Origin of the sequence: Streptomyces sp. NPDC048566 (genome assembly GCF_043199735.1) — a bacterium.
In the GTDB taxonomy this organism is placed as follows: Bacteria; Actinomycetota; Actinomycetes; order Streptomycetales; family Streptomycetaceae; genus Streptomyces.
In genome coordinates this window covers 16,091-29,929 of record NZ_JBICWL010000025.1, presented here as the reverse complement: position 1 = coordinate 29,929, position 13,839 = coordinate 16,091, and the positions used below count along the sequence as shown (strand labels likewise).

Genomic DNA, 13,839 nt, shown 5'->3' with positions numbered 1-13,839 from the left:
AGTCGCCGCGGGCGGAGGCAGCCTCCACCCTGCGGCGCACCCAGCGGTGTACCCCTCGGCGTGCGCGCACCGGCGTCCCCGTCCGCGTCGCGTTCAGCAGGTCTTGCCCGCGTCGGCGCCCTTGATGCAGTCGCCGACCTTGTTGGCACCGTCGCTCAGCGCCGCGTTGATGATCGCGGCGACCACGCCGACGATCGCGACGACGACCGCGGAGATGATGACCCACTCCACCGCGGACGCGCCCCGGTCGAGCTCGCCGGAGCGGGCACGCTGCACGCGCCCCTGGAGGAAGGTGATCAGGAAGTCCACCCCCGGGATACCGGTGCTGACGTTCCGTCCGTTCATGGTGGGTTGTCCTCTCGAAGTCGTTTCGGTGGTCGGCGGGGCGCCGAGGTGGGGCGCTTGCGGTGGCCCGGGAGACGTTCAGACCTGGAACACACGCATCGCCGCCGGGAAGATCAGGAACACCAGGAAGCCCGCACACAGCAGGAGTTGGGCCACCAGCATCGACTGCGACTGCTCTCCCGCGCTGCCCTCGATCTCCGAGAGCTCGCGGTGCCGCATCGTCTCGGCGCGCGAGGCGAGCGACTCCCGCACCTTCGCACCGTCGTCCGCGACCAGCGCCAGCGAGGCGGACAGGTCCTTCAGCTCCTCGACGCCGAGTTCCTCGCCGAGCGAGCCGAGCGCCTGCCACTGGCTGATGCCGGTGATCCGCGCGTCGGCCAGGGCGTTGCGGATGCGCCGGGTCGCCCAGCCGTCGGAGATCTCGGCGGCGGCCATCAGCGCCTCCGGCAGCCCCCGCCCGCCCGCCAGGCTCATCGAGACGAGGTCCAGGTACGCGCCGATCACGCGCCGCAGGTCGCGCCGCCGTTCCACCGCGTCGCGCCGGACCTCCAGGTCGGGCAGGAAGAAGAACACGCCGGCGAAGAGGAGGGCCAGCCAGACCGGGACGATCGGGCTGTGCCCGAAGCCCATCGTCCACACGACCGCAAACAGCAGCGGACCGAAGAACACCCCCGCCGCGGCCAGCAGCACCTTCGTCGCGAGGAACTTCTCCCAACTCCGGTCCAGCACGGCCAGGTCGGCGCGCAGCGACCGCTGCTCCCAGCCCTGCTGGAAGTAGAAGTCGGCCACGCGGGCACCCACCTGGGCCCGCAGTCCGGCGAGCCGGCCGCTGTCCCGCCGCCCCGGGTGCGCCGACGCGTAGGCGGCGCCGCGCGCCCGCATCGCGTCGATCCGGGCGACCTGGGCGACCGCGCTGCGCTTCGAGGGCATGAGCGCGCGGACCAGGGCGTAGATCCCGAGTCCGAGCACGGCGCCGATGAGGATCGGCATGGTCAGGTTCATCGGCGTACCGCCTCCTCACCGGGCACCGGGGTCCGGGGGCCCACGAACCGCACGGACGCCTCCTCGCGCACCAGGAACCGCTCGGGTGTCTCGATGGTGGACAGTTTGCGCAGCCACCAGAAGCCGAGCGCGAACAGGCCGCAGACGCAGGCGAGGACGAGCTGCCCGACCGCCGTTCCGTACGGCTCGACGAAGTCCCGGTTGAAGATCGACAGTCCGAGGACGAAGGCGATCGACACCGCGACGACGATCTGCACCGACCGCCGTGTCGAGGCACGCTGCGCCATCACGCGCTGACGCATGTCGACCTCCTCGCGGGCGGACTTGGCGAGCGCCCCGAGCACCTGCCGCAGACCGGGGCCGCGCAGGCGCGCGTTGAGGATGAGCGCGGCGACGATGATGTCGGCGGACGCGTCGTCGATCTCGTCGGCGAGTTGCTGGAGCGCCTCGGGCAGCGGTGTGCGCGACCGCAGGCGGTCCACCAGGGCGTCGAGATGCGGGCGCAGGACGGGGGCGGCGGCGCGCGCCGAGGCCGGGATGGCCTGCTCCAGGCCGACCGCGCCCGCGATGGTGTCCCGCAGCGACTCGGTCCACGAGGCGAGCGCCTCCACGCGGCGCATCGCGGCCCGTTCCTCCGAGGCACCGCCGAAGAGCTTGTTCCAGAAGAAGACGAGGACGCCCGCGGCGATCCCCGCCACGGCCCAGCCGGTGAGCAGCAGGACGACCAGACCCGCGATCGCCGCGACCGAGCCGCGCCGGCCGGCGAACCGGATCAGCTCGCCGGCCCGCTCGGCGGACTTCTGCCGCTCGTGCTCGGGCTTGGCGGGCAGGCCCCGGACCGCGACGGCGAGGAGCGCGAGGCCGCCGCCCACCGCGACCCCGCAGCCGATCGCGTAGAGCACGGTCGGGGAGAACAGGCCGCCCATGGTGCCGGGCGAGCCGAGCGCGAGCGCCGCCGCGCCGCGGCCACCGGCCGGCGGGACGGCGGTGGACCCCGCCGGTGTGAGGGCGGCGGCCGTCGTGGTCGTGAGGGTCATCGTCATCACCAGTTCCCGCTGCCGGGCAGCCGGTAGCCCTGCGCGACGAGTTCGTCGAGGCAGGCGATGGGCGCGTGCGGAACGATCCGGCCGTCGGGGGCCTCGGCGAACACCTCGCTGGACAGCACCCGTCCGTCGACGCCGTTGACCTCCCGCACGGAGGTCACCATGCGCTGGAGCCGGCCCCCGGACTCGTAGTCGTTGCGCCGCTGGATGAAGACGACGAAGTTCACCGCGCCCGCGATGAGCATCTGGCTCGCCTCGATGGGCAGGCGCTCGGCCGCCTGGAGCGCGTACGTGGAGATACGGTTGAAGACCTCGCTGGAGCTGTTCGCGTGGATCGTCGACAGGGAGCCGTCGTTGCCCTGCGACATGGCGTTCAGCATCGTCACGATCTCGTCGCCGAGCACCTCGCCGACGATGACGCGGGAGGGGTTCATACGCAGCGAGCGGCGCACCAACTCGGCCATGGTGATGGCGCCTTGACCCTCCGAGTTGGGCAACCGCTCCTCGAAGGCGACCACGTTCGGGTGCAGGTCGGCGAAGGTGTCGAGCCCGAGTTCCAGTGCGCGCTCGACCGTGATGAGGCGCTCGTGCGGCGGGATCTCGTTGGCGAGGGCGCGCAGCAGCGTCGTCTTGCCGGCGTTGGTGGCGCCCGCGATCATGATGTTCTTGCGGGCCCGGACCGCGCAGGCCAGGAAGTGCGCGACCTCGGGGGTGAGGGTCCCGTTCCCCACCAGGTCGGACATGAAGACCTTGCCCATGCGGGCGCGGCGGATCGACAGCGCGGGACGGCGGGTGACGTCCATGACGGCGGAGAGCCGGGAGCCGTCCGGCAGCCGCAGGTCGAGCTGCGGGTTGGCGGAGTCGAAGGGGCGCGACGACAGGCCGGAGTAGGCGCCGAGGACCTGGATCAGTTCGATCAGTTCCTCGTCGGTCTCCGCGACGGGATCCCCGGTCGTCTCCCGGCCGTCGGCGTATCCGATGAAGACCTGGTCGTAGCCGTTGATGTCGATGTTCTCGACGTCGGCGTCGTCCAGCAGCGGCTGGAGCCGGCCGACACCGAACAGCGCGGCGTGCACGGCGGCCGCATACTGCTCCTCGGTCTCCGCGTCGAGCGGGGTGCGGCCGAGGTTGATCTCGGTGCGGGCGTGGTCCTCCAGTATCTGCGCGATGACGGCGCGGGCGTAGTGCCGCTCGTCCTCGCCGGACATCGGGGTGACGCCGCGGACCTGGTCCTGCCGCCGCTGCTCGGAGATGCGGTCGCCGGCGTCCTGCCGGAACCGCTTGACGAGCTGGTGGTCGACGGCGGTCATCGCCCGGCCCCGGCGGCGGGCTGCCCGTGCGGCCCGACGGGACCGTGCGGCGCGGTGGAGCCGTCGGGCGCGGGCGCTCCCGGGGCGACCGGGGCGCCGTCGGCCGGTACGGACCAGGCCGCGCCGTACTGCTGGTACAGGTCCGCCGTCACCTTGCGCGCCGAGCGGATGAGCAGCGACTTGTCGAGCCGCCCGCGCCGCCGGCCGGCCAACTGCTCCGCTCCGGCCGGGTCGGCGGCGAGCGTGCCGACGACGCGGGCCCCGGTCTGCCCCGCCACGAGCATGTCGTCGACCTGGTGGACGAGTTTGGCGGAGTCGCCCGGATCGGCGACGAGGATCACGCCGACGAGCGGAGTGGCGCTGCCCGCGGAGCCGCGCGGGCCGCCGTGCAGCCGGGCGGTGAGCGCCGCGGCCCGGTCGCGGACCCGCGCGATCGACTCGGGCTCGGTGCGGGCGAGCAGCAGCACCAGGGCGGCGTGCGGGAACAGTTCACCGGCCGGGGTGTCCCCGCTGATCCGGCCGCAGTCGGCGATGACGTCGGCGGGCGCGGCCGGGGAGTCGGCGAGCCGGCTGAAGGCGCGGCCGAGGGTGGGCCACAGCCCGGCGAGCCCGGCCGCCTGCTCGGACGAGCCGAGACCCACGAGGACTTCGAGGCCACCGCTCAACGGCTGGACGTGGTCCCAGAGTTGGTCGGGTACCAGGCCGCGCCGCGCGGTGGCCGCGATCGACAGCATTCCGGTGTTGGGGTTCAGCGGGCCGCCGTGGGCCGCCGCGCTGCGGTACACGAGGTCGCCGCCGGCCGGGTCGGTCTCGGCGAGCAGGACGCGGCGGGGCCAGACCGCGGAGAGCGCCACCGCGGCGGTGGTCACTCCGGGGGAACCCTTGTCGGCGGCGAGGGCGATGAGCGCCATGGCTGTCTCCTGTCCCGCCTCTAGTTGCCGGGGACGAGGACGAGGGCGACCTTGCCGGCCGAGGACGCCTGGGCGACGGCAGCGGCGTCCGCGCTGTCCACGATCAGGGTGACCGGCAGGTTGGTGCTGCTGATCGTGGAGTCCGAACCGGCCTTCACGGACGCCACCTTGGCCTGCTCGACCAGGGGACCGTCACCGCTCGACGACCCGGCTGCGGCGGAGGCGGACGACCCCCGGCTGCCGGAGCCCTCGTCCCCGACCCGGTAGACGGCGACCGTGTCACCCGTCTTGATGCCCGCCGGGTACTGCCCCTCCTTGAGGGACACCCCCACGGACGCCTTGCCCTCCGGGAGGGACGCGCCGACGGAGAACATGTCGCCGATGACGACCGTCCCCTTGTAGATCGTCGACTTCGCCTTGAGCTTGCGCAGCTGCCCGAGCTGGCTCCACTTGACGTAGTTGATGTCGGGGTCGTCCGCTACCAGGACCGACTGCACGCGGTTCCCCACGGACTCGCCGGCCTGGATCTCGCCGGTCACCTTCACGACCTCGACGCGGTCACCGGCCCGCAGCACCAGCATGGTGGCGCCGAGCGCGCCGACGAGGATGAGCAGGACGGCGAGAGCGGCCAGCGCGGGTTTGCGCTCGCGAGGCGGCGTGGGAAGCCGGTCGCCCATCACCGGATGCGCCGACGAGGCGGAACGGCCCGCGCCCGCCCCCGTACGCTCTTGGATTTTCACGCAACCGCTCCCCGTACACCCAAGAAGATGTCTGCCGAATAACGTGCCCAACAGGACACTTCGCCCCCACACCCCTGGTGGCGGGGTGTACCGCCCGACCTGGCCGGACAACCGGCGCTCAAGCGCGTGTCAGGCCAAGGCACCGTATCAGCCGCACATAAGCCCCTCAAGGCACGTCAATTCACCCGGAGCACGCCCGACCCAACGGTGTCGACGCGCAACCAGAGTCCCGTGGTTCCCTGTTGGACACCCGGGTTCAGCAGCCGTCCACCCTGTGCGGCAGCGAAGCCCCGGCACATACCCCGACCTCTGGCTCGTCACGGACCGTCCACGATGTCCGCACAGGAGACGCACGGGTGAGCGGTGTGGGAGGGGGGCCATCCGCACGCTCGCCTGACGCACGCACCCACACGCGGGCGGTCGACCGGCGACGGTCGGCGGGCGGAGGCGTCCCGGCAGCCGGTCACCTCGCCGATCGACACGCCGGCCCATCCGGTGCGGGGTATCCCGGGCGCCAAAAGAGTAGGGAAAGCAAAGTCCCGACGCTGCCGGAAGGCCGTCGAACCCTGAAGCACACGGCCGGTTCCGCGACCCGCGGACGTCCGCCCACGCGCTCCGCGAACAGCGGCCACCCCCACCGAATGTCCCGGTACGGGCGCTTCCAGGGGGAGTTACCGCCTGGCGAAACCGCCCGCCCCACCGATAGCGTCAAGGCCCTCGACCACCTTCGCTCGACCGATGTCCCACGGGGAGTTCACCAGTGAAGCGCCGCTCTTTGCCCGTTGCTGCCGCGTTCGCCGCGACGGCGACCCTCCTGCTGTCCGCGTGCGGCGGCGGGGACGACGACACGAAGGCGAACGACAAGATCGCGGGGGCGGAGGAGGGGGCGTCCGCTTCTCCGTCGGCTGCCACGAGTACCCCGTCGGTCGACCGCCCGGAGATCACTCTTCCGAAGGACCTCACCGACCGCTTCGAGGGATGGAAGACCGGCGAGACGGTCAAGGACGCCATCCTGGCCGACGTCGAGGGTCGCGTGGACGCCACCAACTACGCCATCGTCAAAGGCGAACCCGATCTCCCGGCGCTCGGCTACTACTACGAGGGAACGGCCCTGGCCGAGGCCGGCGACTGGGTCTCCACCATCGTCAAGGGTGGCTACACGATCACCGGCGTCAATCGCTACTACAACGCCAAGGTCGATGTCTTCGACGACGGCTCGGCGGGGGTCGTCTACTGCGAGGACCAGTCCAAGGCCTTCGCCAAGGACCGCAAGTCGGGCGAAGTCCACAGGACCGAGGTCACCGACAAGTCGTACGTCCTCTATTCCACCCGTGTGGAAAAGGACAGGCGCGGCGTGTGGAAGACGACAAAGCTGACCTCGAAGAGGGGACACGCGTCGTGTACGGGCTGACGGGGTGGAATCGCACCTTTGTGGTTGCGTTCTCCACAGGCTCGCTCGTCCTGGTGTCGGGAACCGCGTTCGCCGACTGGCCGCCCGACTCGGGAACCCAAGGCGACACACGCCAAAGCGCGGACTCACAGTCCGGGACTCTCATCTCGAGGGTCACCTACCGCGGTTCCGTCCGTCCGTCCGGTGACACGAAGTCCGTGCAGCCAGTCGGCGACTGGACACCACCCGCATGCTGGTACGAGCCCCGCTCGGTCGCGGAGTTCAGCAAGTACGTCGAAACGATGTACGACGAGACGATCAATGCACCAGGGCAGGCGAACTACGCGAAGACGGCCGTCGGCCAGTTCCGCGACACCTACAAGGACGGCGAGTACAAGGACTACAACAAGGACAAGGTCGACGAAGGGAACTGGTGGGTCGCGGTACAGAACCCGGACCGACTAGATGATCCCGCCAGTATGAAATGCGGCGAGCTGCCCTTCTGGGTGGCGAACGGCGACGATCCCGGTGTCCCCCAGGCAGTGACCCCCCAGGTTCTGGCTGAGGCCGCCTACAACGCCATACGTCTCCCCGACACCAAGGTCGCTCTCGCCCCCGAGAATGCCACCAAGGTCAACCTGCCCACCTGGGCCTGGCTCGACAAGACGGCCTTCAAGGACGTGTCCGTCACCGCGTCGCTCGATGTCGCCGGGTTGAACATCTCCGCCACCACCACCGCGCGGCCCGTCGCGCTCACCCTCGAACCCGGTACGGCCGACGCGGAGACCCACCCCGCTTCGGGTGAGTGCCGGATCGACGACGACGGCTCGATCGGTGAGCCGTACGCCAAGGGCAGGGCCACCGAGACACCCCCGTGCGGGATCACGTACCTGCGCGCCTCGGGCCAGGCGCCCTACGAACTCAAGGCCACCGTCACCTGGACCGGCTCGGGCGGCGCGGGCGGCGATCTGCCCGACGGCGTCTTCGGGACCACGCAGGACGTGACGGTGCAGGAGATCCAGTCGGTCAACCGCTGACGAACGCCGGCGGGCCCACACGCGTTCCCGGGACGAGGGATGCACTGCCGAACGGGACGTCAACACGACGGCTCCTGACCGCGGGAGCCGCCATCACAGCGGCGCTCGGTTCCGCGGCAGGCAACGCCTCCGACACCGACATCCCGGACGCCCGCTCCGGCCCAAGGACGACCTGGTGAACAAGGTGCTGGGCTTCCCGTCACGCAGACGGCGCCCGAGGCGACAGCCGACGCACTCTGCCCTGCCGACTGGATGTCGCCCGCGGACGGCTCGCTCGGCCGGCCCACGGCCGCCGGTGCCGCCGGAGCACAGCCCCGCTCCGGCGCACCCGGCGCTGCCGCGCGAGCCGCTAGGAGCCCTTGACCCCGTTGGCCAGCTGGATGTCCAGTTCCTCGTACGCCTTCGCGGCGTCCTCGATGAACTTGGCCATACCCTGGAGACCCTTCAGGGTCTCCTTCATGCCCCTGGTGAAGTCCTTGAAGGAGTCGTCGAAGGCCTGCGAGCCCTTGGACGTGGTGTAGCCGTCGGCGACAAGGCCGTCGATGTAGCTGTCGAGGGCGTGGAGCTTGTCCTCCATCTTCTCCTTCTCGTGGCCCAGCTTCTTCGCAGCGTGCCGCATCTTGTCGTACGTGATGTCAGCGTCTTTGCCGCCGGCCATGTGGCGCCCTCCATACTCAACTCGCCGCAGGGCCAACCCCCGTGGCTCCTGATGCGGATGATGCGATCGTCCGCGGTGAGCTTGCAGCTTACTTATCGCGCTTGCAGGAGCACACCCTGGTTCCGTCACGAGCGAGCACCAGAGGCGAGGTCCGGCCCGGCTCCGGACGACGGCCGAGCGGTTCGGTCGACCGCCCGCGCGAGCCTCGTGCGATGTGCCCGCCAACGCAGTGACAGCCGGCCGTTCACCGAGCCCGACCGGGGCCGTACGGCCGCACGTGACGGAGTGGTCCGCCTCTGCCAGCGCGGGGCGCTTCCCCCGGCAGGAGGGCTCGGCCGTGCCAGGCGCGGCGCACCGGCCGATGCCGAACCATGTCACGTCCCGCGCCTCGCGCGACGTCCCGCCGACCTTCCTTTCGGACGACTCCGTTCACACCCCGCCGAGTGTCCCGCGGCCCCCGAGCGGATCTCCCTCATGCGAGGGAAGCGCCTCTTCGGGTGAAGGGGGCGCCCCCTCGGGCCCGGGGTCTTCCTGCCCCGAGCTGCCTGCGCGCCTCCCTCACATCACCCGTTGCCTGCGGGAAGGGGTGAGCCGATATCGTCGGGGCCACTGTGGCGCGCGTTCCGGAAGCGGCCGCGGGTACCAGGGGGAGGACGAGCGTGCGGCTCACTCTGACCGTCGTCGATCCGCTCGGCGGGGTCACCGCCGACGTCGTTCTGGACGCGGATCCCGAGTCCTCGGTGGGGGACATCGCCAAGGAGCTGGCCGGGCACGTCGGATACGCCGGCGGCGCGCGGATCATCCCGCTCGGGCACCGTCAGGGCACCTCGGGCGCAGGCGCGCCCGTCGCGTACGTCGACGGGTACGCGGTCGATGCCGACGCCACCATCGGCACCTCGCCCCTGCGCGAGGGCGCCGTCGTCAGCCTGCACGACCCGGCCGGCTGCCTGCCCGGGGAGCCGACCGGCCTGGTCGAGCTGCGGGTGGCCGGCGGCCCGGCCGCCGGCGCCGTGCACCGGCTCGGCGTCGGCCGCTACGACATCGGCAGCGGCGCCGCCTGCCCCATCCGCATCGACGACCCCGAACTGGCCTCCCGCGCGCTGACGTTGTCGGTTGCAACCGACGGAACCTGCCGCCTCGACGTCCACGGGGCACCGCGGGAGGCCGCGGACGGTCGGCGCGGCAAGCGGACCCGGAAGGCCGGGCGCAGCGAGGACGGCACCGAGCCCGAGGGGTCGGGGCGGGACGGCGGGGTGCGGCTCGACGGGGAGCCGTTCGCGCCGGCCGAGGACGACGGCTGGCCGCTCGGCGGCCAGATCGCCGTCGGCAACACCCTGCTGGAGCTGGACCGTTACGCTCCGCCGAACGCGGCGCTGAAGTGGTCGGAGGACGGTGCGGGTCTGGACTACAACCGGCCGCCGCGGCTGCGCCCGCCGGAGCGGGAGACGACGTTCAGACTGCCCGCTCCCGTACGGGACTACGAGGCACGGCCGTTGCCCTGGCTGATGGCGTTGACCCCGCTGGTGAGCGCCGTCGTCATGGTGATCGTCTTCGGCCGCTGGTACTACATGATCATGGCTCTGATGAGCCCGCTCATCCTGCTGGGCAACTTCTTCATGGACAAGAAGCACGGACGCACGTCCCATGCCAAGCAGGTCAAGGAGTACAAGGAGCACAAGGAGCGCATCGAGAAGGACGCCCGGGAGGCGCTCACCGCCGAGCGGCTCGACCGGCGCCGAGCGATACCCGATCCGGCCACCGTGCTGTCGCTCGGCACCGGCCCGCGCACCCGGCTGTGGGAGCGGCGGCGCACCGACGCCGACCATCTGCTGCTGCGGGTCGGCACCGGCCGGCTGTCGTCCGAGGTCGTGCTCGACGACCCGGAGCAGGACGACCACAAGCGACAGGTGACCTGGACCATCGAGGACGCGCCGGTGTCCCTGCCGCTCGCCGAACGCGGGGTCGTCGGCGTCGCCGGTCCCGGCGACTCGGCGCGGGCGCTGGGGCGTTGGGCCGTCGCGCAGGCCGCGGTGCTGCACAGCCCGCTGGACGTGCAGGTCTACGTGCTCACCGAGAACGGCGGCCGGGACGACTGGGACTGGGTGCGCTGGCTGCCGCACAGCCGGCCCGCCGGCGCCCAGGACGCCAACGTGCTCATCGGCACGGACGCCGAGACCGTCGGCGCCCGGATCGGCGAACTCACCCAGTTCCTCGACGCCCGCCAGAAGGCCGCGAAGGAGAACGGCAACAGGGCCGACTTCGGCGATCCCGACATCGTCGTCGTGTGGGACGGGTCCCGCCGGCTGCGGTCCCTGCCGGGAGTGGTGCGGCTGCTGCGCGAGGGGCCCGCCGTGGCGATGTACGCCATCTGCCTGGACACGGAGGAGCGGTTCCTGCCCGGCGAGTGCCAGGCCATCGTGATCGCCGAGCCGAGGGCCGGGGAGCACACGGCGGCGCGGCGGCCCGCGTCGCCCCCGCAGGCCGCTCCGGCCGCTCCGGCCGCGCCTGCGGTGCCCGGCGGCTTCCCCTCCTTCCACGCCTGGCACGCGGCGGAGGCCGAGGACCCGGCCGACGGGACCGGCACGGCCCTCGAACTGCGACTGCGGGTGCAGCAGACGGGCATCGCGCGGGTCGGCGACGTGCGGCCCGACCTCGTGTCCGCGGCCTGGTGCGGACGGCTGGCGCGTGCGCTGTCCCCACTGCGCGACATCAGCGGCGAGACCGAGGACTCGGCACTGCCCGGGTCGAGCCGGCTGCTCGACGTGCTCGGGCTGGAGCCGCCGACGAGCGACGCGATCAGCGCGCGCTGGCGGATGGGCGGCCAGTCGACGACGGCCGTCATCGGGGAGTCCTACGACGGGCCGTTCGGCATCGACATGCGGCGGGACGGGCCGCACGGCCTGATCGCCGGCACGACGGGCTCCGGCAAGTCGGAGCTGCTCCAGACCATCGTGGCGTCGCTGGCAGTGGCCAACACCCCCGAGAACATGACGTTCGTCCTCGTCGACTACAAGGGCGGCTCGGCGTTCAAGGACTGCGTGCAACTCCCGCACACCGTCGGCATGGTGACCGACCTGGACGCCCATCTGGTGGAGCGGGCCCTGGAGTCGCTGGGCGCGGAGTTGAAGCGGCGTGAGCACATTCTCGCCGCGGCGGACGCCAAGGACATCGAGGACTACCAGGACCTCGTCCGCCGCGACGCCTCGCACCCGCCGGTTCCCCGACTGCTCATCGTCATCGACGAGTTCGCCTCCATGGTGCGCGACCTGCCGGACTTCGTGACGGGCCTGGTCAACATCGCGCAGCGGGGCCGGTCGCTCGGCATCCACCTGCTGCTCGCCACCCAGCGCCCGAGCGGTGTCGTCTCGCCGGAGATCCGGGCCAACACCAATCTGCGGATCGCGCTGCGCGTGACCGACGGCGGCGAGTCCAGCGACGTCATCGACTCCCCCGAGGCCGGGCACATCTCCAAGAACACCCCGGGCCGGGCGTACGTGCGGCTCGGGCACGCCTCGCTGGTGCCGTTCCAGTCGGGACGGGTCGGCGGGCGGCGGCCCGGTGCCGCCGATCCGGCGGCGCTCGCGCCGTGGGCGGGGCCGCTGGGCTGGGAGGACCTCGGGCGGGCCGCGCTGGTGAAGCCGAAGGCGGAGCGGCGCGAGGAGGAGGAGATCACCGACCTGAAGGTGCTGGTGGACGCGGTCCGCGACGCCAACCGGACGCTGGGCATTCCCCCGCAGCACAGCCCCTGGCTGCCGGCGCTGTCCGAGACGCTGCTGCTGGACGAGATCGCCGTGCCGGCGTTCGCGGGTGGTCCCGGCGCGCTGCCGCCCGCCCCGTACGGCGTCGAGGACCGGCCCGCCGACCAGGCGCGCCGGCCGGTCGTGGTGGACTTCGCCACCTTCGGGCACCTGCTCGTGGGCGGCGCCCCGCGCAGCGGCCGGTCCCAGATCCTGCGCACCCTCGCCGGCTCGCTGGCCCGTACGCACTCGGCCGCCGACGTCCACCTGTACGGCATCGACTGCGGCAACGGCGCCCTCAACGCGCTGACGCGGCTGCCGCACTGCGGTGCCGTCGTGGGCCGCAACCAGACCGAGCGCGTGGTCCGGCTGATCGCCCGCCTCAAGGGTGAACTGACGCGCAGGCAGGACCTCTTGGCGGAGAAGGGGTTCGCCGACATCGGTGAGCAGCGGGCCGCCGTGCCGGAGGGGCAGCGGCTGCCGCACATCGTGGTCCTGCTCGACCGCTGGGAGGGCTGGCTGCCGACGCTCGGCGAGTACGACCACGGCGACCTCACCGACCAGCTGACCGCGATGCTGCGCGAGGGCGCGAGCGTCGGGATGCACCTGGTGATGACGGGCGACCGGCAGATCCTCTCCTCACGGATCGGCTCGCTCACCGAGGACAAGTACGCCCTGCGGCTGGCGGACCGCTCCGACTTCTCGCTGATCGGCGTGAACGCCCGCAAGGTCCCCGAGGAGATCCCGGCGGGCCGCGGCTACCGCAACGAGCACGGCACGGAGACCCAGTTCGCGCTCCTCGCCGAGGACGCGACGGGTCAGGGGCAGGCCGCGGCCGTCACCGCGATCGGCGAGGCCGCGGCGGCCCGGGACGCGGGGCTGCCGCGCGAGAGGCGTCCGTTCCGCGTGGACGTGCTGCCCACCCGGATCGGTTTCGCCGACGCCTGGGAGATGCGCGACCCCGAGGCCTCGCGGTCCCCGCTGTGGGGTCTCGTCGGCATCGGCGGCGACGACATCACGGGTTTCGGTCCGGACCTGGCCCGGGGCGTGCCGACGTTCGTGGTCGCCGGGCCCGCCAAGTCGGGCCGCAGCACCACGCTGATGAACCTGGCCCGCTCCTATCTGACCCAGGGGGTCCGGCTGGTCGTCGCGGCGCCGCGGCCCTCCCCGCTGCGCGAACTCGACGGTGTGGACGGCGTGTTGAAGGTGTTCGACGAGGACGACATCGAGGGCGACGACCTGCGCGAGGCCATCGGCTCGGCGACCTTGGAGGAGCCGGTCGTGGTGCTCGTCGACGACGGTGAGGTCCTGGAGGACTGCGACGCCGAGACGGTCTTCAAGCGGATCGTGCAGCGCGGCGGCGAACGCGGCCTCGCACTCGTCATCGCCGGGGACGAGGAGGACGTGTGCAGCGGCTTCTCGGGCTGGCAGGTGGAGATGAAGAAGGGCCGCCGGGGCATCCTGCTGTCTCCGCAGGACTCCTCCGCGGGCGAGCTGATCGGCATCCGCACCAGCCGCAGCATGGTCGGCGGCCCGGTCGCGCCGGGCAAGGGCCTGCTGCACCTGGGCGACGGCGAACCGCTGACGGTGACGACACCGATCTGACCCGCACCCGCGGTCGCGCGGGCACGGCGCGACGACGGTCCGCCACGGGCCCGGCACGGCG

10 protein-coding genes are annotated in these 13,839 nt (G+C 72.1%); 3 read left to right on the top strand and 7 right to left on the bottom strand.

The genetic code is table 11. The annotated features are described in order from the left end of the window. Positions 1-93 precede the first annotated feature (93 nt). The 6 genes from ACGFS9_RS27345 to ACGFS9_RS27320 all read right to left on the bottom strand — a co-directional run bounded on the left by ACGFS9_RS27345 (position 94) and on the right by ACGFS9_RS27320 (position 5,351). Positions 94-345 (bottom strand): hypothetical protein, encoded by a 252-nt coding sequence (locus ACGFS9_RS27345; protein ID WP_393256868.1) that lies wholly within the window; start codon positions 343-345, stop codon positions 94-96. 78 nt (positions 346-423) lie between these two features. Beyond that, entirely contained in the window at positions 424-1,347 is a 924-nt protein-coding gene (locus tag ACGFS9_RS27340) for a type II secretion system F family protein (protein ID WP_393256867.1), read from the bottom strand. Beyond that, complete coding sequence (locus tag ACGFS9_RS27335; protein WP_393256917.1) at positions 1,344-2,273, bottom strand: type II secretion system F family protein; 930 nt, start codon at positions 2,271-2,273, stop codon at positions 1,344-1,346. Before ACGFS9_RS27335 ends, ACGFS9_RS27340 begins: the two co-directional genes overlap by 4 nt. A 116-nt stretch (positions 2,274-2,389) precedes the next feature. Continuing rightward, positions 2,390-3,700 carry a CpaF family protein gene (locus tag ACGFS9_RS27330; RefSeq protein ID WP_393256866.1) on the bottom strand — a complete coding sequence of 437 codons (1,311 nt, stop codon included), beginning with the start codon at positions 3,698-3,700 and terminating at the stop codon, positions 2,390-2,392. Then, the gene (locus ACGFS9_RS27325) at positions 3,697-4,611 is read right to left on the bottom strand and encodes a hypothetical protein (RefSeq protein WP_393256865.1); all 915 of its coding nucleotides are present in this window, start codon (positions 4,609-4,611) and stop codon (positions 3,697-3,699) included. Before ACGFS9_RS27325 ends, ACGFS9_RS27330 begins: the two co-directional genes overlap by 4 nt. Positions 4,612-4,631: 20 nt before the next feature. Beyond that, on the bottom strand, positions 4,632-5,351 hold the full coding sequence (locus tag ACGFS9_RS27320) for a hypothetical protein (protein WP_393256864.1): 720 nt from the start codon (positions 5,349-5,351) through the stop codon (positions 4,632-4,634). A 760-nt stretch (positions 5,352-6,111) separates the two neighbouring features. Between ACGFS9_RS27320 and ACGFS9_RS27315 the strand changes: the two genes are divergently transcribed. Both ACGFS9_RS27315 and ACGFS9_RS27310 read left to right on the top strand, forming a co-directional pair. Further along, positions 6,112-6,762 (top strand): hypothetical protein, encoded by a 651-nt coding sequence (locus ACGFS9_RS27315; protein WP_393256863.1) that lies wholly within the window; start codon positions 6,112-6,114, stop codon positions 6,760-6,762. A gap of 197 nt (positions 6,763-6,959) precedes the next feature. Further along, positions 6,960-7,778 carry a hypothetical protein gene (locus tag ACGFS9_RS27310; RefSeq protein WP_393256862.1) on the top strand — a complete coding sequence of 273 codons (819 nt, stop codon included), beginning with the start codon at positions 6,960-6,962 and terminating at the stop codon, positions 7,776-7,778. A 349-nt stretch (positions 7,779-8,127) separates the two neighbouring features. Here the strand turns inward: ACGFS9_RS27310 and ACGFS9_RS27305 are convergent, their stop codons facing one another. Then, entirely contained in the window at positions 8,128-8,436 is a 309-nt protein-coding gene (locus ACGFS9_RS27305) for a WXG100 family type VII secretion target (RefSeq protein ID WP_393256861.1), read from the bottom strand. Between the two features lie 659 nt (positions 8,437-9,095). On the opposite strand from ACGFS9_RS27305, the gene ACGFS9_RS27300 reads away from it, so the two are divergent. Then, complete coding sequence (locus tag ACGFS9_RS27300; protein ID WP_393256860.1) at positions 9,096-13,778, top strand: FtsK/SpoIIIE domain-containing protein; 4,683 nt, start codon at positions 9,096-9,098, stop codon at positions 13,776-13,778. Positions 13,779-13,839 lie beyond the last annotated feature (61 nt).